Source organism: Flavobacterium sp. CG_9.1 (genome assembly GCF_015751645.1).
Taxonomy (GTDB): domain Bacteria; phylum Bacteroidota; class Bacteroidia; order Flavobacteriales; family Flavobacteriaceae; genus Flavobacterium; species Flavobacterium xanthum.
This window is the reverse complement of sequence record NZ_JADOVC010000025.1, coordinates 1-19,284: the sequence shown is the minus strand read 5'-3', so window position 1 is coordinate 19,284 and position 19,284 is coordinate 1. Positions and strand designations below refer to the sequence as shown.

At 33.6% G+C, this 19,284-nt stretch carries 19 protein-coding genes; 10 read left to right on the top strand and 9 right to left on the bottom strand.

Translation table 11 applies throughout. The features are described 5' to 3' along the window. Positions 1–145: 145 nt before the first annotated feature. From IWX83_RS12960 to IWX83_RS12930, 7 genes are all read left to right on the top strand, one after another. Positions 146–1,234 carry an LptF/LptG family permease gene (locus IWX83_RS12960; protein WP_073350990.1) on the top strand — a complete coding sequence of 363 codons (1,089 nt, stop codon included), beginning with the start codon at positions 146–148 and terminating at the stop codon, positions 1,232–1,234. After that, a complete protein-coding gene (locus IWX83_RS12955) occupies positions 1,221–2,132 on the top strand; it encodes a DMT family transporter (protein ID WP_073350992.1) in 912 nt (303 codons plus the stop codon). Before IWX83_RS12960 ends, IWX83_RS12955 begins: the two co-directional genes overlap by 14 nt. A gap of 91 nt (positions 2,133–2,223) precedes the next feature. Then, complete coding sequence (locus IWX83_RS12950) at positions 2,224–3,177, top strand: acetyl-CoA carboxylase carboxyltransferase subunit alpha (protein WP_073350994.1); 954 nt, start codon at positions 2,224–2,226, stop codon at positions 3,175–3,177. Between the two features lie 143 nt (positions 3,178–3,320). Continuing rightward, complete coding sequence (gene dnaB, locus IWX83_RS12945; RefSeq protein ID WP_073350996.1) at positions 3,321–4,865, top strand: replicative DNA helicase; 1,545 nt, start codon at positions 3,321–3,323, stop codon at positions 4,863–4,865. A gap of 168 nt (positions 4,866–5,033) precedes the next feature. Then, positions 5,034–5,426 (top strand): hypothetical protein, encoded by a 393-nt coding sequence (locus tag IWX83_RS12940; protein WP_073350998.1) that lies wholly within the window; start codon positions 5,034–5,036, stop codon positions 5,424–5,426. A gap of 642 nt (positions 5,427–6,068) precedes the next feature. After that, positions 6,069–6,860, top strand: a complete 792-nt coding sequence (locus IWX83_RS12935) for a sensor histidine kinase (RefSeq protein WP_196830196.1) — start codon at positions 6,069–6,071, stop codon at positions 6,858–6,860. A gap of 3 nt (positions 6,861–6,863) precedes the next feature. Beyond that, positions 6,864–7,532 (top strand): response regulator transcription factor, encoded by a 669-nt coding sequence (locus IWX83_RS12930; RefSeq protein WP_196830194.1) that lies wholly within the window; start codon positions 6,864–6,866, stop codon positions 7,530–7,532. 40 nt (positions 7,533–7,572) lie between these two features. Here the strand turns inward: IWX83_RS12930 and IWX83_RS12925 are convergent, their stop codons facing one another. Further along, on the bottom strand, positions 7,573–8,253 hold the full coding sequence (locus IWX83_RS12925; protein ID WP_196830192.1) for a DUF547 domain-containing protein: 681 nt from the start codon (positions 8,251–8,253) through the stop codon (positions 7,573–7,575). A gap of 330 nt (positions 8,254–8,583) precedes the next feature. Between IWX83_RS12925 and IWX83_RS12920 the strand changes: the two genes are divergently transcribed. Continuing rightward, positions 8,584–9,843: an asparagine synthetase B gene (locus IWX83_RS12920; protein ID WP_196830190.1), complete on the top strand. Its 1,260-nt coding sequence runs from the start codon at positions 8,584–8,586 to the stop codon at positions 9,841–9,843. Positions 9,844–10,030: 187 nt separating this feature from the next. On the opposite strand, the gene cphA is transcribed toward IWX83_RS12920, so the two are convergent. Next, entirely contained in the window at positions 10,031–12,655 is a 2,625-nt protein-coding gene (gene cphA / locus IWX83_RS12915; RefSeq protein WP_073351011.1) for a cyanophycin synthetase, read from the bottom strand. A 445-nt stretch (positions 12,656–13,100) separates the two neighbouring features. Here cphA and IWX83_RS12910 point away from each other — a divergent pair, with 445 nt between their 5' ends. After that, on the top strand, positions 13,101–13,973 hold the full coding sequence (locus IWX83_RS12910) for a cyanophycinase (RefSeq protein ID WP_073351013.1): 873 nt from the start codon (positions 13,101–13,103) through the stop codon (positions 13,971–13,973). Between the two features lie 37 nt (positions 13,974–14,010). Further along, on the top strand, positions 14,011–14,853 hold the full coding sequence (locus IWX83_RS12905) for an isoaspartyl peptidase/L-asparaginase (RefSeq protein ID WP_196830188.1): 843 nt from the start codon (positions 14,011–14,013) through the stop codon (positions 14,851–14,853). A gap of 34 nt (positions 14,854–14,887) precedes the next feature. On the opposite strand, the gene IWX83_RS12900 is transcribed toward IWX83_RS12905, so the two are convergent. The 7 genes from IWX83_RS12900 to IWX83_RS12870 all read right to left on the bottom strand — a co-directional run bounded on the left by IWX83_RS12900 (position 14,888) and on the right by IWX83_RS12870 (position 19,003). Then, a complete protein-coding gene (locus IWX83_RS12900) occupies positions 14,888–15,691 on the bottom strand; it encodes an endonuclease/exonuclease/phosphatase family protein (RefSeq protein WP_073351017.1) in 804 nt (267 codons plus the stop codon). A 174-nt stretch (positions 15,692–15,865) separates the two neighbouring features. Next, entirely contained in the window at positions 15,866–16,273 is a 408-nt protein-coding gene (locus tag IWX83_RS12895; RefSeq protein WP_073351019.1) for a hypothetical protein, read from the bottom strand. 264 nt (positions 16,274–16,537) lie between these two features. Further along, positions 16,538–16,867, bottom strand: a complete 330-nt coding sequence (locus tag IWX83_RS12890; RefSeq protein WP_196830186.1) for a hypothetical protein — start codon at positions 16,865–16,867, stop codon at positions 16,538–16,540. 7 nt (positions 16,868–16,874) lie between these two features. After that, complete coding sequence (locus IWX83_RS12885) at positions 16,875–17,180, bottom strand: hypothetical protein (protein ID WP_196830184.1); 306 nt, start codon at positions 17,178–17,180, stop codon at positions 16,875–16,877. Between the two features lie 154 nt (positions 17,181–17,334). Further along, the gene (locus IWX83_RS12880) at positions 17,335–17,619 is read right to left on the bottom strand and encodes a hypothetical protein (RefSeq protein ID WP_196830182.1); all 285 of its coding nucleotides are present in this window, start codon (positions 17,617–17,619) and stop codon (positions 17,335–17,337) included. Between the two features lie 194 nt (positions 17,620–17,813). Continuing rightward, complete coding sequence (locus IWX83_RS12875) at positions 17,814–18,482, bottom strand: response regulator (protein ID WP_196830181.1); 669 nt, start codon at positions 18,480–18,482, stop codon at positions 17,814–17,816. Between the two features lie 317 nt (positions 18,483–18,799). Further along, a complete protein-coding gene (locus IWX83_RS12870) occupies positions 18,800–19,003 on the bottom strand; it encodes a hypothetical protein (protein ID WP_073355180.1) in 204 nt (67 codons plus the stop codon). Between the last annotated feature and the right edge of the window lie 281 nt (positions 19,004–19,284).

Sequence of the window (19,284 nt, the reverse complement as noted above, 5' to 3'; positions counted from 1 at the left end):
AATAGTTAAAAGTAATTAGTAAATAGTTAAAATGATTAATTACATAGGAGAGATTTTGTTGCTCGTAATCTAATAATCACTTCACTATATAACCATTTGCTAAAGAGACTATTCACTAAGGACTACTAACTAATCACTAAAAAATATGCTAACAATAATAGATAAATACATCCTAAAAAGATATTTAGCCACGTTTGCCGTGATGTTGTTGTTGTTTATACCTATTGGAATTGTTGTTGACGTATCCGAGAAGATCAACAAAATGCTGGAAAATAAAGTTCCGTTTTTAGAGATTGCACTCTATTATTACAACTTTACAGTTTATTTTGCAAATTCTCTTTTTCCTATATTTTTATTTTTATCAGTCATCTGGTTTACATCTAAACTGGCAAATGATACAGAGATTATTGCTATCTTAAGTTCGGGAATTTCATTCACCCGCTTCTTAAGACCCTACATTATTGGTGCTTCAATTGTTTCTGTCTTTGTCTTGTTAATGGGTTTTTTCGTTGTTCCTGCAGCCAGTGAAGGTTTCAACAACTTTAGATATACCTATTTAAAAGGTGGTGGAAAGGAAGCTATGCGTGGTGATAATACGGATGTGTACCGCCAAATTAGTGATGATGAATTTATTTATGTAAATAGTTTTAACACCGAATCGAAAACGGCTTTTAATTTTTCATTGGAAAAGTTTAAAGACCAAAAGTTAGTCCATAAAATTACTGCCTCAAGAATAAAATATAACATAAAGGACAGCACCTACACGATGTATGATTATACTAAAAGGACAGTAGGTGAATTGAATGATAAAATTGAAAAATTACCACAAAAAGACGCCGTTTTTACTTTTGATTTAGAGGATTTAACACCTGTTGTTTACATTGCGGAAACGTTAAGTTTGGGGAAATTGAATGCATTTATCGAAAAAGAAAAAGAACGAGGCTCGTCTAATATAAATGTATATCTCGTGGTTTTGTATAAGAAATACAGTGTTCCAGTATCGGCATTTATCCTTACTATTATTGCTGTTGCCGTATCTTCGATGAAAAGAAGAGGAGGAATGGGAACGAATCTCGCCATAGGAATTGCGCTTGCTTTTGCCTTTGTCTTTTTTGATAAGATCTTTGGAGTTTTAGCCGAAAAATCCAGTATTCCCCCTATGTTGGCCGTTTGGTTGCCTAACATTGCCTTTGGGATTCTAGCCATATATTTATTACGAAATGCAAAACGATAATTTAAAAAGTTATTTAAACCTCCATTTAATTGTTTTTATTTGGGGTTTTACGGCCATTTTAGGTGCCTTAATAAGCATCACCGCAGACGCTTTAGTTTGGTATCGCATGTTTTTTGCTGGTATTTTTCTAGCTTTGTTTTTGATCTTCAAGAAAAAATCATTTAAAATTCCGTTAAAATCTTTCTTGAAATTAATTTTTGTGGGCTTGCTTATTGCGCTGCATTGGATCTTATTTTTCAAAGCCATTCATGTATCTAACGTGTCCATTACACTTTCTGTTTTTTCACTGGGCGCTTTTTTTGCTTCTATTTTAGAACCGATTTTTTATGGTCGAAAAGTGCTCTGGTACGAAGTGTTCTTTGGATTGATTATCATCGCAGGTTTGGCCTTGATTATGAAAGTCGAAATAAATTATTTGGACGGAATGATATATGCTTTGGCGTCCATCATATTAGGCGTTTTATTTACTTTGATGAACGGAAAACTGATCGCTGATCATGATCCTTCTGTGATTTCCTTCTATGAATTTTTGGCTGGCGTGGGCTTCATTACAATTTACTTTTTATTCGAAGGTAAGTTTACTGCAGACTTTTTTATTTTGACAACTAACAATTGGATTCTAATTTTGGTGTTGGCTTCAATTTGTACCGCTTATGCCTTCACGGCCTCGGTAAAAGTAATGCAGAAATTGACCCCGTATACTGTGATGTTAACCACTAATTTGGAACCTGTTTACGGCATTGTTTTAGCCTATTTCATCCTAGGGGGAAAAGAGAAAATGAGTTTCGAGTTTTACATTGGAGCACTAATTATAGTGCTTACCGTAATCCTAAATGGTGTAATTAAACACTATCAGAAGAGTAAAACGAAAGAAGATACTCCAACTTTGTCAAAGTGAATTTTTACACATAAATAGAATATTTACCTTTTCGAACGATTTAAAATTTTATATTTGTGGTTCGAAATAAAAACAAAAACGCAAAAATCCTATGGAATATTTAGATTTTGAGCTTCCAATAAAAGAACTAGAAGAGCAGTTAGACAAATGTCTTATTATTGGTCAGGAATCAGATGTTGATGTAACGAATACTTGCAAGCAAATCAACAAAAAACTAGAAGAGACTAAAAGAAATATTTATAAAAACTTGACTGCTTGGCAACGTGTTCAACTTTCCAGACATCCAAGTCGTCCGTATACAATGGATCACGTTCGCGCTCTGTGCGGGGATACTTTTTTGGAACTTTTTGGAGACAGAGGTTTTAAAGATGACAAAGCCATGATAGGTGGTTTAGGAAAAATTGATGGACAATCGTTTATGATTGTGGGGCAACAAAAGGGATTTAATACTAAAACGCGTCAGTTCCGTAATTTTGGTATGGCCAATCCAGAAGGATATAGAAAAGCGTTGCGATTGATGAAAATGGCAGAGAAATTTGGCATTCCTGTTTTGACTTTGATTGACACTCCTGGTGCTTACCCAGGATTAGAAGCCGAAGAGCGCGGACAAGGAGAAGCCATTGCCAGAAACATATTTGAAATGATTCGCTTAAAAGTGCCTATTATTACTGTAATTGTTGGTGAAGGAGCTTCTGGAGGTGCATTAGGAATAGGGGTAGGTGACAAAGTATATATGATGGAAAATACTTGGTATTCTGTTATATCACCAGAATCATGTTCTTCTATTCTTTGGAAAAGCTGGGAATACAAAGAACAGGCTGCTGAGTCGTTGAAATTGACTTCGGCTGACATGAAAAAACAAAAATTAGTAGATGATATTATTCCAGAACCTTTAGGAGGAGCTCATTATGATAGAGAAACTGCCTTTAAAACGGTAGAGCAATATATTATGAAAGGATTTAATGAGCTGAAAGAGTTATCAACAGAACAATTAATTGCCCAAAGAATGGATAAGTACAGTAAAATGGGCGAGTACAAGGAATAAATTTTTATGAAATGAAATTTAATCCGTCTCGTTGACAAACGAGACGGATTTTTTTTGGTTATAAACAAAAAATAGTTAGTTATGAACAATTATTTGTAACAACTCAAAGACTATCTTTTTTTAATTTTCGCTACTTTCGCTTTATGGAAAACTTCAGAAATATTAATCCTGTTAAGGTTGATAAAACTACAATAATAAGCCTTGAAAAAGGAAAATTGCAACCGCAGGTTCTCGATTTAGAGGAGGCTGTGCTGGGTGCCATGATGATTGATAAAAAAGGAGTTGATGATGTAATTGACATTTTACAGCCCGATGCTTTTTATAAAGAAGCACACAAACATATATTTGAAGCTATTGTTCAGCTGTTTACAGAAACACAGCCTATTGACTTATTAACCGTTTCTGCGCAACTCAAGAAAAATGCCAAATTAGAATTGGCAGGGGGTGATTTTTACCTCATTCAGCTTACGCAAAAGATATCGTCTTCCGCACATATTGAATTTCACTCTAGAATCATTTTACAAAAATTTATTCAACGCAGTTTGATTCGGATTTCAACAGAAATTATTGAAGATTCTTATGACGAAACAACGGATGTTTTTGATTTATTAGACAGAGCCGAGTCTAAATTATACGAGGTTACACAAGGAAATATCAAACGAAGTTCAGAAACGGCCCAAAGTTTAGTTTTGCAAGCCAAAAAACGAATTGAAGAAATCGCTGGACAAGAAGGATTGAGTGGAGTAGCTACCGGATTTGATAAATTAGATAAGATTACTTCTGGTTGGCAACCAAGTGATTTAATTATCATAGCGGCAAGACCTGCAATGGGTAAAACTGCATTTGTACTTTCTATGGCTAGAAATATGGCTATTGATTTTGGAATGCCCGTTGCTTTATTCTCGCTGGAAATGGCATCGGTTCAGTTAATCACCCGTTTGATTTCTTCGGAAACTGGTTTGTCTTCGGAAAAATTGCGTACCGGAAAACTGGAAAAACACGAATGGGAACAATTGAGTACCAAAGTTAAAAATTTAGAAAAAGCCCCATTGTTTATTGATGATACGCCTTCGTTATCGATTTTTGATTTAAGAGCTAAAGCCAGACGTTTAGTTTCGCAACACGGAATCCGAATTATCATTGTCGATTATTTACAATTGATGACTGCCGGAGGAAATGGTAAAGGAGGAGGAAATAGAGAGCAGGAGATTTCTACAATATCCCGAAACTTAAAGGCATTAGCAAAGGAGTTAAATGTTCCTGTGATTGCCCTATCTCAATTATCGCGTGCGGTTGAAACGCGTGGATCCAGCAAAAGACCGTTATTATCTGATTTACGTGAATCTGGAGCGATTGAGCAAGATGCGGATATTGTATCTTTCTTATACCGTCCCGAATACTACAAAATTGACGAATGGGATGATGATGAAGCATCTCCAACTGCTGGTCAAGCAGAAATAATGATTGCAAAACACCGTAACGGTAGTATTGAAAATGTTCGATTGAAGTTTATTGGACATTTAGGAAAGTTTGATAATCTGGAAGATTACAGCGGTGGCTATGATGATTTACCATCCAGTATGAATCAGGATGACAATCCTTTTATAACTAAAAATTTACCTTCTGCTAATGATGCTTTTGGAAGTAATTTGAATGACCCAGATGATGACAGCGACGTTCCTTTTTAGAAAGTGATCTCGTTTTAAAATAAAGTATTAAAAAGCCTAAATTAGTAATCTAGTTTAGGCTTTTTAATTTTGTAATGTTAGGATGTATTTTGTTAAAACAATAAAAAATAGTAGTTTAGCTGATGATTTTTTAATTAATAAATAGAGTTAACCAAAACCAAAAAATAGATGTCACTAGAAACTGCTTCTGAAAACCAAAAACAAACAAAAACGGTAAATGCTATTCCATTAAAAACGGCACAAAAATGGGCCAAACGTTGGACTAAACGAGAAGGGAATTACAACAAACACCATCATGTGAATGCTTTTTTGATTCCAAAAGTTGATTTACTGGAAGTATTAGTAGAAGGAGTAGATGCCGTGAGAGCTTATATTGGAGTAGATGATGCAGGCGTTGAAAAATTAATGATTGTAGGAACAAAATTTAATCCAGAAACAGGAATTTATGTAGATATGATTACTGTTGGGGTTGGAAATTCAGCAGGAGCCGAAGATGACATTTATGATTTTACAGCTCCATGTCCAACCGCATGTGATCCTTCTAGTCCTATGATTCAATAAATTTTAAATGATAAATCTGTTTATAAATATTGGGTATGTTTTTTTATTAATAAATTTAATATTATTTATTAAAGGCTTTTCAATAAGAGGGAAAGCTTTTCGTGTTTTTACGTCTTATTTATTATTTGTTTTCGTGATTCAAATTACATCGGGTGTTTTTTTTAATTTTGCAATAAATAATCTTTTCCTATCTCATTTTTATTTTGTTGGGCAGTTTGTTTTTTTAAGTTTTTTTTATTTAACAATTATAAAAAATAGTTTTCAAAAAAGAGTAATAGAAAGAGGATTGGTTTTTGGCTTATGCCTTTTAGGCATTCAATATGGTTATAATCCCAGTGTGTTTTTTAGATTCAATTTGTTTGAAATTTTTGTCACTTCATTTTTACTTATCATTTTTGCAACATTTCATTTGTATAATTTATTAGGTAAAAATAAGGAGTTTTATTATGTCAATTTAGGGATTTTGATTTACTTGTCAGGAAGTACAGTTTTATTTTTAGTTGGAAATTTAATGACCTCCTTAAGCCCTAAGCTAAATAAAATCCCCTGGATCTTAAACGCAGTTTTATATATCGTATATCAAATTTTTATTCTTGTAGAATGGAAAAAAAGTTTTTCTAAAAAAGAAATCAATACTACTCTATGAAAGTAAATACGCTACAAGAAAGTGAAATAATTGAAATACTAATTTATAGTTTTAGCGTTTTTCTTTTAATGGGATTGGTTTTAGTCCTATTTTTCTATTTTTCGAGAAAGAAAATTATTCAAAAGGAATTAGAAAAAAAGGATTTAGAAATCCAGTATCAAAAAGAACTTTTAAGTGCCGTCATTATTACTCAAGAAGAGGAACGTAAGCGTATTGCACAAGATTTGCATGATGACATCAGCTCAAAACTGAATATTGTTTCACTGAACTCTCATTTATTGACCACGCCTAATTTATCTTCAAACGAGATTCATGAAATTACAGCAAACATTATCAATCTCACTGGGAAAGCTTTAGATAACTCAAGAAAAATTGCGCACGGCTTATTGCCTCCCGTTTTAGAAAAATTTGGACTTCATGCCGGTGTCGAAGAATTATGTTTGGAGTTTAGCAGTTCTAAAGCTGTAAAAGTAAATTATGAAAACAAAACTACATTTGATATCAGAGACATTGATAGACAATTGCACGTTTTTAGAATTTTGCAAGAGCTAATGAATAATTCACTTCGACATGGAAAAGCCACTAGTATCGCTGTTCTTTTTGAAGAAAGTAATGGTGTCAAAAAATGTTCTTATTCAGATAATGGAATTGGTTTTGAAATGAAATCCGACGCAAATAAAAAGGGCTTAGGAATGAAAAATATAGAAAGCAGAATTACTTTTTTAAATGGTAAAATGACCTTGGAGTCAGCAATAAATAAAGGAGTTTCGGTAGTTTTTAATTTTTAAAAAATGAGTAAAACTATAAAAATAATACTGGTGGATGATGAGATTCTTTTTAGAAAGGGAATTTCATTTTTGTTGAGTCGTGAAAAAAATATTGATATTATTTTTGAAGCTGCTGATGGAGAAGAACTAATTGATTTTCTTCAAAACAACAGAAATAATCATCCAGACATTATAATCATGGACTTAAAAATGCCAGGAATAAATGGTGTTGAAGCGACAAAGATTATACATGCGGAATTTCCAAAGCTTAAAATTATTGCTTTAACGAGTTATAATTCTAAATCTTTCGTTGCAAATATGATAGATGTAGGTGCTGTTTCCTATCTAATAAAGAACGCGACACCTTTGGAATTGATAACTACTATAAATGAGGTTGCCTTAAAAGGATTTTATTACACAGATGATGTCATGAAAATTATCCAAGATGATGTCCTGACCTCCAAAAAGACAAAAAGTATTTTTGATAATAACTTTCTAACTACTCGAGAGATGGATGTGCTTAAACTCATTTGCTCTCAAAAAAGTACAATTGAAATTGCAGAAGACCTTTTTATAAGCCCACGGACCGTAGAAGGACATCGGAATAATCTACTATTGAAAACCGAATCCAGAAATATAGCCGGATTAGTAGTCTATGCGGTTCAAAATGAAATTATGGTATTTGATCTTTAATAGTAGGAGTTAAAAAATAGTGTTGTTCCAGAAAGATAAGTTAAGATACATTGCCGATTTTTTCTATTTTTTCTGTGTTTTTGAACTGTATTGTATATCCTTTAAAGTCCGTTTTTAAAGTCCTTCTTAATAAGTTTTTAACTGCGCTCATTCCACCAAAATCACGAAAATATAACAATAAAAATTTTGATGTTCTAACTAATTTCAAGGTAGAATCCATTTGAGTTTCTGAGTGAATGAAATCGTGGGTAACCTGTTTTAACTGTTTTTCTATATTTTCACAATCATAATAGTCAATTAAAGTATTTTCTAATGTAATACTCCGTAATGCAAAGTGAATTCGGTAGTCTAACTGATTTACAGATAGCATTTTTATTGCATTAGAGTAAAATGGATTGGTAAAAAATCCAAATCCTAGTTTAAATTTTAATTTCCGTAAAATACCATGCTCAATATCATCTAATGAAAATTGAGATCGTGCAATTTTTATTCTTTTCCATTTGTAGATAGAGAGATGATCTGGCGTATCTTTTGAAATAATAAGGTAAAACGCATTATAAATATTAATCCAAAAAGTCTTTTTCAAATCATCAGTGTCTAAACTCTTCTCTAGTTTGGATTGCCGAATATAAAAGAGTTGTCTTCTCAGCGAACTTGTATCTTCCTGAGATTTAGCAATCAGTAGAATTTCCTGTGACAGAGAAGTATGATAATTTTTCAAAATATTTTTTTTTAAATCAACTATAAACTAAGTTGTTGATAGCAAAGAGTGTAAAAGAGGATGATGAGAATTACTAAAAAACATAATCCTATTTTTTTTAATACATTCATAAGATTTAACGGGTCGTTGTTTTCGTTTGAATTCATTGTTAAATATTTCATGGTGGATGATTAAGGGATATCTGCAAATTTATATTTTAGATATAGTTTGGCTATGCGTATTTTTACGTGTTTTTACTTTTAAAGTCGCTTTAATAGTTGATTTAAAAGTTAAATTTTGATTATTTGAAGCACGTACTTTCTATCTTTGATTTATATAAACTATTCTACTATGTTCAAAAAAATTATATGTCTTTTAGTTTTTCTATCGGTAATAGCTGCTAAAGCCTCTTTTCTTTTGGTTCCAATGGATGAAAGTACGCAGCAAAATCACTTAAAAGCATATGGGATTACCTTTTGGTGTTTGGAGAAGAATTACAAAGCGAGCTGGTTACTAAATTACCGCGGTGGATCTTTTTTGCTTCCTGATGCCATGGAAATTCGAAAGGAATGCCAGATTCGGGGAGTTAGTTTTGAGATTATCTCAGATGCAGAACAAGTTTCAATATCAAATGAAATCGCTAGTCCTTCACAGAATATGGAATCCGTAGTATTGGAAAAAGCACCTAAAATTGCTGTGTATACACCCAAGGGAAAACAACCTTGGGATGATGCAGTCACATTAGTTTTGACCTTTGCCGAAATTCCTTTTACCCCTATATATGATGAGGAAGTGTTGAGCGATCAGCTGCTACTTTACGATTGGTTGCATTTGCATCACGAAGATTTTACAGGACAATATGGAAAGTTTTATGGGGCTTATAAAAATGTGCCATGGTATATCGAGCAAAAGAAAGAGGCCGAATCATTGGCTACGAAATTAGGCTACTCAAAAGTATCGCACGAAAAAGGAGCTGTAGTCAAGAAAATTAGAGATTTTGTAATTGGAGGAGGATTCATGTTTGCTATGTGTTCTGCAACGGATAGTTTTGATATCTCTTTAGCTGCAGATGGTGTTGATATTTGTGAAGCCATGTTTGATGGAGATCCAAGTGAGGGAAATTACCAAGCTAAAATGAACTATGGTAGTTCTTTTGCCTTCAAAGATTTTACTTTGGAAAGAAGGCCTGAGCAATATGAATTTTCGGATATTGATATGACTTCAAAAAGGCGAGTACCAATGGAGAAGGATTATTTTACTTTGATGGAATTTTCTGCAAAGTGGGACCCAATTCCAAGTATGTTGTGTCAGAATCACACCCAGTTGGTGAAAGGATTCATGGGACAAACTACTGCATTTGATGCTTCTTTAATAAAGTCCAATGTGCTGTTGATGGGTACTTGCGAGCTGAATGGTGAGGCACGTTACATTCATGGCCAAAAAGGGAAAGGCATGTTCACCTTTTATGGAGGACATGATCCAGAGGATTTTCAACACCAAGTTGGCGATGCACCCACAGTTTTAGATCTGCATGCTAACTCACCGGGTTATCGCTTGATTTTAAATAATGTTCTGTTTCCAGCTGCTAGAAAGAAAAAGTTGAAAACATAGTATGTAAAATAAAATAGTAATGTTGCGTTTTTAATTTTGGTGAAAGCGAAATGTTCCGCCAGTAAAATTGGCAAAAATGCCAGCAGGTTAGTTTCAGAATGAAAGCATTAAATAATAGTTTACCATGCTAATTTTAAAAATAAAAGCGACTTTTCACAGTCGCTTTTATTGGTAATAAGGAATTCTTTTAAATAATTCCGTGCTCGTTTTCTTTGTCTAAATATTCTTGTACGATTTCAATTGCGTTGGCAACTACGTCGCTCAAAGCGGTAATAAAACTTCCTTCCTCAGCACTATTTATGGCGTGTTTAATGGCTTCCGTCTCTTTGGGAATTATCTCATAGGTTACTGATTTTCCAGAACTCTTTATTCCTTCTAAAATTAATTCTATAATCTCGTCTTCCGTTCTTCCTCGCAGGTATTTTTCTTGTCGGATGATAATGTGGTCAAACATTCGGGCTGCGATATTGGCACATTCTCTGATGTCCTCGTCACGTCGATCCCCAACACCAGCTATGATTCCAATTTTTTTGGTCGCATCTACACTTTGCAGGTATTCTTCAACACCTTTGTAGCCTGATGCATTGTGAGCAAAATCGATAAGGACTTTAAACTTTTTGAATTCAAAAATATTCATCCTTCCTGGAGTTTGTGCGGCACTTGGAATAAAAGTTTGTAGCGATAAACTAATATCTTCTGTTTTAAAACCCCATAAATAACTGGCTAAAGTTGCCGCAAGCACATTAGCGATCATGAATTTTGCCTTTCCACCTAAAGTTAGTGGAACGTGAGTGGCGCGCTCAATTCGAATTTTCCATTCTCCTTTTTTGATAGTAATGTATCCGTTTTCATAAACGGCAACGGTTTTTCCTTCAGCACAAAGCTTTTTGATGAATTCACTGTCCTCATCCAAACTAAAATAAGCGACATTGCAGTTCAGGTCATTGCCTAATTTCACACAATGGGGATCATCACCGTTTAAAACAGCCCATCCATTTTTTCTGATACTTTTTACTACAGTGGCTTTTACTTTTGCCAAATCCTCTAAAGTATGGATGTCACTGATACCTAAATGATCTTCCTGAATATTAGTGATAACTCCAATGTCACAAAGACTAAAGCCCAAACCAGAACGCAGAATTCCGCCTCTCGCTGTTTCCAAAACGGCAAATTCTACTGTTGGATCTCGTAATATATATTCAGCACTAAGAGGTCCTGTAGTATCTCCTTTTTCCATCATGTGGTTTTGAACATAAATCCCATCTGAGGTAGTGAATCCTACTTTAAAACCATTATTTTTCACAATATGGGCTAAAAGTCGGGTGGTGGTGGTTTTACCATTCGTTCCTGTAACAGCAATAATAGGAATTCGACATGATTTTCCGGGGGGATACAGCATGTCAATTACTGGGGCGGCAACATTTCTAGGTAATCCTTCAGAAGGTGCGAGATGCATCCTAAACCCTGGAGCTGCATTGACTTCCAGAATTACACCACCATTTTCTTTTAAAGGTTGTGTTAGATTTTCAGCCATTATATCGACTCCACAAACATCGAGTCCAATTACTCTTGAAATTCTTTCAGCAAGAAAGATATTTTCCGGGTGCATCATATCAGTAACATCTACAGAAGTTCCACCAGTACTTAAATTGGCAGTAGATTTTAGGAAAACAATTTCACCAATTCTTGGAATGGTTTCCAATGTATAGTTTAGTTTTTCCAATAAATCTTCAGTATCCCTGTCAACATCGATTTGAGTCAATACATTTTCATGTCCATATCCTCTTCTTGGATCTAAATTAGTAGTCTCAATTAATTGCTGAATAGTATCCGTTCCATTTCCTATTACATGAGCAGGAACTCTTTTTGCGGCAGCCACGAGTTTATTATCGATAACCAATATTCTAAAATCGAAACCGGTTATGAACTTTTCGACAATAACACGTTTGCCATACACTTGTGCAAAAGACAACCCTGAAACAGCATCTTCCCAATTGGTAACATTTATAGATGCTCCTTTTCCATGATTACCATCCAAAGGTTTTAATACAATGGGATAACCAATCTTTTTTATAGTTTCAGCCAGTCCTTCTTCGTCAGTACAAATGCTTCCATTGGCAACAGGAATAGAAGCCATGTCTAACATTTTTTTTGTTTGCTCTTTGTTACAAGCAATATCAACGGCAATGCTGCTGGTTTTACAGGTGATTGTTGCCTGAAAACGCATTTGATTAACTCCATATCCAAGTTGTACTAAAGAATTTGTTCCAAGACGTATCCAAGGTATATCTCTGGAAACAGCTTCTTCTACAATACTTCCCGTACTGGGTCCAAGTCGCACACGTTCGCGAATTTCACGCATTTTCTGCAAGTCGGCATTCAAATCATATTCTGTTCCTGCAATTAGGGCTTCGGCAATGGCAACTGATGATTCTGCAGCAAAGAGACCCACATTTTCTTCGGTATAACTAAAAACGACGTTGTATGTTCCAAGAGTTTTCGTTTCTCTAGTCCTTCCAAAACCGGTTTCCATTCCTGCAAGAGATTGAATTTCAAGGGCAATATGTTCGATTACATGTCCCATCCAAGTCCCGCGTTCTACTCTTGAAAAGAAACCGCCACGGCAACCTTCAGAACAACGGTGTTCAATCATTGAAGGAAACATAGCTTCAATTCGTTCTTTGAAACCGTCTATTTTATTGGTTGGAAATTGTTCCATTTCCTCCAAATCCAAACGCATTTGGATTAATTTTTTTCTTTGAATACTCCAGATATTCGGGCCACGAAGGGCTTGTACTTTGATTATTTTCATAAAATGGAAAAATTATTACTTATATAAAAAATGGTTGAATTTAGAAGTGTAGTTCCAAAGTATCAACCTGTATTGATTTGAAAAAAAGTAAAGTACATTCTATTCAATCCATCTAAATGCACTACACTGCTCCTAAATTAAAGTTTTTTAGAATAGGAATCAAAATTTATTTTTAAAATCAAGTGAAACGCTTCGCGTGATTTGTTTAGCGTACCCCAATTGTTTTTTTTGAATGAATTTTATGATTCAGGACTAATTCATAAAAAGTAAAATTTTACACGAGGTTAAATGCCTTTAAATTCAATGTCAAATCAAGTAATATAGGGCAGTAAATAACGTAAAGACTGTCTAAGATATAATCTTTTGTAAGTGCTATCATTGCTAAATAATTAAAAAAAAACGCAACTTCAAAGGCTCTTTTTATCTTTTTGGTTATTTTTACCAAATGAATATATTAGGAAAACTTATAATAATAGGTGGTGCGGTAGATAAAGGGAGTTTTACAGAAACCAATTTAGATAAAAATGCAGCAAACAACTTAAACTTCTTTGAGGCTGGCATTTTAAAAAGAATCATAAATGAATCTAAACACAAAGAGAAATCACGGATAGAAATTATCACCACAGCTTCAGTTATACCAAAGGAAATCGGTCCTGAATATGTGAAAGCATTCGAGTACTTGAATGCTAAGAACGTAGATATACTTACGATCGAGAGACGAGAGCAAGCTGCTGATGAAGAGGTTTTGGCTCGGTTAAAAGCAGCAGATATTGTGATGTTTACAGGAGGAGATCAATTGCGATTATCATCCATTCTTGGAGGGACTCCTTTTCATGATATTTTATTGGATAAATACCATAATGAGGAATTTATTTATGCAGGAACTTCGGCTGGAGCTGCGGCAGCATCTAATAACATGATTTATCAAGGAAGTAGTTCAGAAGCTTTATTGAAAGGAGAAGTGAAAATCTCTAGTGGACTGGGATTAATAGATGGTGTGATTATCGACACCCATTTCGTTCAACGTGGCAGAATTGGCAGACTTTTTCAAGCTGTTGTTGGCAACCCTAGAATACTTGGAATAGGTCTTGGAGAAGATACGGGTTTGTTGATTACTAATAATCGAGAAATGGAAGCAATAGGTTCTGGCTTGGTCATTTTAGTTGATGGTCGCGAAATAAAAGATACTAATTTAACAAAAGTTGAATTAGGGCAGCCTATATCCATTTCACATTTAGTGACTCATGTTATGAGCAAATTTGATACTTATAACCTTGAAACGCATAAAATGCACATTCAATCCTCCCATTATTTGTAATAGTTAAAAAGTACCGATTTAAAATTTTCAATCAATTATGAAGCTAATTATTCATGGTGGTTTTTTTTCAGAATCATCAACCAACCCCGAAACTAAAGTTGCTAAACAAACAGCATTAGAACGAATTGTTAAAGATTCCTATGAATTTTTAAAATCACATTCAGCTTTAGAAACCGTAGTGCATGCTGTCACACTTCTCGAGGATGATGAGTTGTTTAATGCGGGAACGGGTTCTCAAATACAAAGCGATGGGGAAATTAGGATGAGTGCCGCCATTATGAATGGCGATACGCAGAGAATGAGTGGTGTAATTAATATTGAAAAGGTTAAAAATCCAGTTCAGGTTGCTCAAATATTAATGCAATATGATGATAGAGTTTTGGGTGGAAGTGGCGCTACCAGTTTTGCAAGAGTACATGGTTTTCCTGCTTTTTCAACTGAAATTACACAACGTCGAGTGGAATATGAGGCGAAGCGTAAAGCAAATGGAATAGGAACGGTTGGATGTGTGGCTTTAGATTCAAATAATAAAATTGCAGCAGCTACTTCAACAGGAGGTAAAGGTTTTGAAATTCCAGGTAGAATCTCCGACTCGGCAACTGTAGCAGGGAATTATGCGAATGCATTTTGTGGCGTAAGTTTAACAGGCGTAGGCGAAAATATCGTTAGTAATGCTACCGCAGCAAAAATTGTAACGCGCGTTTCAGATGGTTTTTCGTTACAGGAAGCCTTTACTAAAACTTTTAGCGAACTTAAACCCTATGATGGTTTTGCCGGAGCGATTGCAATTGATGGTCAGGGAAATATGTGGCATCAGGATTCTCATCCTAGTATGGTTTTTGCCAGTTTTGATGGAGAAAATTTTGAAGTTTTCGACTAATACTCTTTGTTTAAAGAGCGTTTTACGTAGTGTGTCAATTCAAAGAAAATTCAAACCAAATTGGTATATGATCCGAAATTATTCTGGCCTCCTTTAACGTTGAAAAATTCTCGTAAAAGTGAATAATCCCCGAATTTAACGTATTGATTTTTGAAGATTTGAAATAGATATTGTCAAATTCCGAAGCGAGGCAATTGTCTTTTTTACATTCTTGTTTCAGTGACGTTTTCTGGTCAATTAGAAGTGACTCATAGCCCATTTTCTTCAAAGGAATAAAAACCGTATGCGATTGTGGACAATTAAAATCGCCGGTAAAAATTAAATTTAAAGTGGCGTATTCCTCCGGCAAAAATTTAAAGTATTTAATCTCCGTTTCAGGCTGTCTCTTTTGAGTAATGGCATGATAGTTAACTATTGTAAATTGTTTGCTGTCATATTGAAAGGTACAAAAATAGGGTTCACGGTCGATTTCCAATTGGTATTTTTTTTCCAGCCACGCTTTACCTATCTTTTTTACCTTACTCGTTTTCCATAGAAAAGCATAGCGTTCCGTTTTATAGGCGGTACTGCTAGTTGGATCACTAATTACGTAATCCCATTTGGCTCCTTTACGATTGAGTTCGTCTGCGAGCCTTGCTACTGCTTGTGGACCACCATGACCCGCTACCACTTCTTGAATAGCGATAATGTCATAATTTTTCATTGTATTGGCAATGTAGTTTATGCTTGCTTCTGATTTTGATTTGCCAAAGTTTTCAATGTTCCAAGAAAGAAGTTTGGTTTGCGAAAATCCAGAACAATACATTAGGAAAAGCAGGAGAGAAAGGAGCGATTTCATTTAATTGGAGGTACATATAGTAATATTCAAATTAACGCTTATTGTTTGATAAAAAGAAAATCTAAAGCCTTTAGTTTTTATGAAAATTTGTTTGAGCATTTTTGCCAAGACGGTAAAGCAAGTGAATGCGGTTGCTAAAAACTATGTTATAAAAATAACTGGAACTTGCTGTTTTTAATTGTCGATTCGGTAGTTATAAATTTGCTTCCGAATGTCGCTTATAATATCTAAAGTTTCGTGTTTTAGCTTTAGCGGGACTTTTTTTGTAAAGAAAACACCGTTTTTTAAACGTATTTTTAATGCATAACTTTTATAGTCATTCATTTTTACAATAAAGGTAACAATAAGTAGTGGTGGAAGAAAAAGCATTATTTCAAGGGATAAGTATAAAAGGCACAAAGTCGCAATTATAATTAAAAATAAAAATGGTACAAGTTCAAGTAGCGAGGGAAATTTATGAACAGAAATATAGATCTCATCTAATTCAGAAAATAAGATTGCTTTTTGGTCCTTATTCCTAGAACTTAAAATAAGTTTATTTTTTTCTAAACTTAGTTCATCGAATGTGTACTTTAAATTCATTTTTAGTATTGGAGTTGTTGAGTAATTTTGGTATTTTTTGATTTGCGGAAAATCCTTATTTTAAAGTTTTTAAAATCTCTTTTTTTATCGGCTCTTCCAGATGTTATAGACTAAATAAATAATGCATGTTGCACCCAAAATCATTACTGCTATTTGTATAGAAAAGAATAGGTTAATAGTTAAAAACGGGAATGTATTCATGTTTATTTTTTCACTTTATTTAAACGTTAGGTGTTGTTAATTTTCTTATTTTACCTAGCTGTATTATTTTAATATACTCTCACTAGTATTTTTGCGATACATCATTTTGCCTTTTTTGTTTCTAGAATATATAATGCTTTTTATAGTATCAGTTTCGTGCTGAATGAAAGCAGGTTTTGGAGTTTGATAAAATATACTGGAATCCTTAAATTTTTTATCTTTTTCTTCAAGCACATCATTTTCGTTAGTATTGTTCATAATCAAATCTGGTGCATCTACTTTAATATTAGTTTTGATATAGGTGGATTCCTTTTTGGGGATATATTTTTTTTTTAGTGGAAGAGCAAATAATGCAATAAATATTAATACAGTTACAACAATAATTTTTCTCATGTCTTTGTTATTCACAGCAGGCGTTAACTATTTTCAATTGAATTCTCAAGATTTTTTGTAATTGCTTTTCCTTTAGTAATCCTTTTTTTTGTGCTTTACTCAGCCTCTTACTCAAGCTTTCGGATTTGGCTTTTAAATAAGGATATCTTGTTGTGGAATTAGAATTTCCTTTCAGTGCTTTTTTATAGTGCTTGATGTACTCTTTTATGTAATTATCATAATCGTTTATTGTATTAGTCCATTTGTCAGGTATACTTTCCTCTTTTCTTATTTTTGACAGGTGCAAGGGTGATTTTGTTTCGTTTTGCTTCATGTTCTATTTTTGTTAGAATATTGGAACACATCAAAATTAGTAGTACTAAATCGGTTTAGTTTACGGGTAACCGTATTGCAGTAAAAATAAAACACATTGATTTAGTATAAATAATATAAAACACTGTAAATAAGTGTTTTATATTTATAATTATTTAAAGTACTCTTTTTATCCAGTTGCTAGCAATCCAATCTGACAAGTGAGCGCTGCAAACGGCGTGTTCTAAATATGGATGTTGTAAAAATGTTTCTACTTTTTGAAAATTAGCCTTAGTTTGAGCAACATTATAATTTTCTAAAAACGCATTGCAAAAATCAGTTACATTCTTTTCATCTGTTTTATTGACGTAATTTAAATCAGGGGTTTCATGATTTTTGTTACTATCAACAGTTGTGGAATATCCTGAAAATGCTAAGTCATTTGTAGTAAAACGTGTCATTTGTATTTGATTTGGGTTTGAAGTCGTAAACCTAATACCTTTTAAATCTAGTTCTTTACGGAATGCCGTAAAGCATTTTTTTTATTGTACCATCAGATGTAATGGTATTTGAAGCAACAACAGAGCTGTTCCTAAACAGTAATGAAATAAAACCAAAACCAGGATAGCATTGCATAATTTATCTTCTAAAGATTTTAAACTAACCCTAAATCCTTAGTAATGGCTATTAAATGAACATTATTGTTGGCTTTAAAATAAACTTTTAGTTTGTTTATGCGTTTTTCTAAACTGCTATTGCCATTAGGAATAATTCCAGAATCTTTGAATTCAGTAGAAATATCCTCTACAGTTAATCCTTTGGATAAAGATTTTAACAGAGAAATATCATAGGATTCAATTTCAAAAAGGGTTTTGTCTCTTAAAGTTAGTGCTAGCTCGTTTGAAATTTTAACTTCTTCATTGTCATAGATGCGTTGAATTGCTGTTTGAAGTTCCTCGATGCTATCTCTCCCTTTGCAGACGTAGGCGTTAATTCCTAAATTATTAAAGAGTGATTTTATACGGAAAGACTTGTCTTCAATGGAAAATATGATGGTCTTGATATCGGGTTGTATTTTCTTTACCGCTTCTATAAGTTCTTCGCCGGAGGTCAATTTATCCTCCCGATGATCACTTTTAAATGATAAATCACTAATCATGAGGTCGTAAGGTGCATTATCATGAATGGCTTTTTTGATTTTCAAAAAGGCATCATCACAGTATTTTGTGCTATGAATTTCTGCTATAGAAAGTTTTTCTAACGCTTGAACTACTGCGACACTGATTGTATCTAAATCTTCGGCAACTAAAACTTTGTTAAACATAATAATGTCAGTTATTTAGGGAATGTGATTTTTGTTTTAAATCTTTTGTTGGATTCAGTATCAAAAGTAATCGTTCCTTTTATAACTAGAATACGGTTTCCCACATTGTGTAGTCTATTTTTTAAATTTATTACTTCAAATGGGAGTCCGACCCCGTTATTACTGGACTTTATTTGTGATTTATTTTTTCAGTTTTTTTGAAAGTGAGGGCAATTAAACTACACTTACGGTGTTTTTTATGTTGAATAATAGCTATTGGAGGATACGAAATAGTATGTTTTTTTTAGTTTCTTGAAGAATGGAGCAATTGATAACATCTAATCCCTACGATCGTTAGTTTTGGAATCTGTTTTAAACCACGACAGCATTTCTTTTAGATTCGATACAAACAAAATTCCGGTTTCTATGCTACTGTCTTCTTTGGAATTATTTCGTTTTTTATTGTAGATGGTATCCAGATTGATGACTATGATTTCTTTATTGTTAGCTGTCGGTAAATCCTGTGTTTCAACAAAATCCATAGTCTTATTTACCTCATTTGCCAATGTTCCATGAGGTTACTTCACAATTCTGATTTTAGTAGTGTAGGCAGTTTTAATTTTTCTATTTTGTTTTTGGCAATAAGATAGATGTAAACAAAAAGTCCGATCACATTTATTCAAGCTACAGCAGAGTATAATTGTAAATTTCGATTTTTTTCCTATTTGTGTATATTCCAGTCATGATGTGCCACTAATTCCGGTCATGATGTGCCACAAAATAATGAGCTAATTTCTGTTCAAATTTACATTTTTTTATTGAT

Bases quoted from the DNA above. Each gene is read 5' to 3' on its own strand.
- IWX83_RS12960 (WP_073350990.1), top strand. From the start codon at position 146: ATGCTAACAATAATAGATAAATACATCCTAAAAAGATATTTAGCCACG.
- IWX83_RS12955 (WP_073350992.1), top strand. From the start codon at position 1,221: ATGCAAAACGATAATTTAAAAAGTTATTTAAACCTCCATTTAATTGTT.
- IWX83_RS12950 (WP_073350994.1), top strand. From the start codon at position 2,224: ATGGAATATTTAGATTTTGAGCTTCCAATAAAAGAACTAGAAGAGCAG.
- dnaB (WP_073350996.1), top strand. From the start codon at position 3,321: ATGGAAAACTTCAGAAATATTAATCCTGTTAAGGTTGATAAAACTACA.
- IWX83_RS12940 (WP_073350998.1), top strand. From the start codon at position 5,034: ATGTCACTAGAAACTGCTTCTGAAAACCAAAAACAAACAAAAACGGTA.
- IWX83_RS12935 (WP_196830196.1), top strand. From the start codon at position 6,069: ATGAAAGTAAATACGCTACAAGAAAGTGAAATAATTGAAATACTAATT.
- IWX83_RS12930 (WP_196830194.1), top strand. From the start codon at position 6,864: ATGAGTAAAACTATAAAAATAATACTGGTGGATGATGAGATTCTTTTT.
- IWX83_RS12920 (WP_196830190.1), top strand. From the start codon at position 8,584: ATGTTCAAAAAAATTATATGTCTTTTAGTTTTTCTATCGGTAATAGCT.
- cphA (WP_073351011.1), bottom strand. From the start codon at position 12,655: ATGAAAATAATCAAAGTACAAGCCCTTCGTGGCCCGAATATCTGGAGT.
- IWX83_RS12910 (WP_073351013.1), top strand. From the start codon at position 13,101: ATGAATATATTAGGAAAACTTATAATAATAGGTGGTGCGGTAGATAAA.
- IWX83_RS12905 (WP_196830188.1), top strand. From the start codon at position 14,011: ATGAAGCTAATTATTCATGGTGGTTTTTTTTCAGAATCATCAACCAAC.
- IWX83_RS12900 (WP_073351017.1), bottom strand. From the start codon at position 15,691: ATGAAATCGCTCCTTTCTCTCCTGCTTTTCCTAATGTATTGTTCTGGA.
- IWX83_RS12895 (WP_073351019.1), bottom strand. From the start codon at position 16,273: ATGAATTTAAAGTACACATTCGATGAACTAAGTTTAGAAAAAAATAAA.
- IWX83_RS12890 (WP_196830186.1), bottom strand. From the start codon at position 16,867: ATGAGAAAAATTATTGTTGTAACTGTATTAATATTTATTGCATTATTT.
- IWX83_RS12885 (WP_196830184.1), bottom strand. From the start codon at position 17,180: ATGAAGCAAAACGAAACAAAATCACCCTTGCACCTGTCAAAAATAAGA.
- IWX83_RS12880 (WP_196830182.1), bottom strand. From the start codon at position 17,619: ATGACACGTTTTACTACAAATGACTTAGCATTTTCAGGATATTCCACA.
- IWX83_RS12875 (WP_196830181.1), bottom strand. From the start codon at position 18,482: ATGTTTAACAAAGTTTTAGTTGCCGAAGATTTAGATACAATCAGTGTC.
- IWX83_RS12870 (WP_073355180.1), bottom strand. From the start codon at position 19,003: ATGGATTTTGTTGAAACACAGGATTTACCGACAGCTAACAATAAAGAA.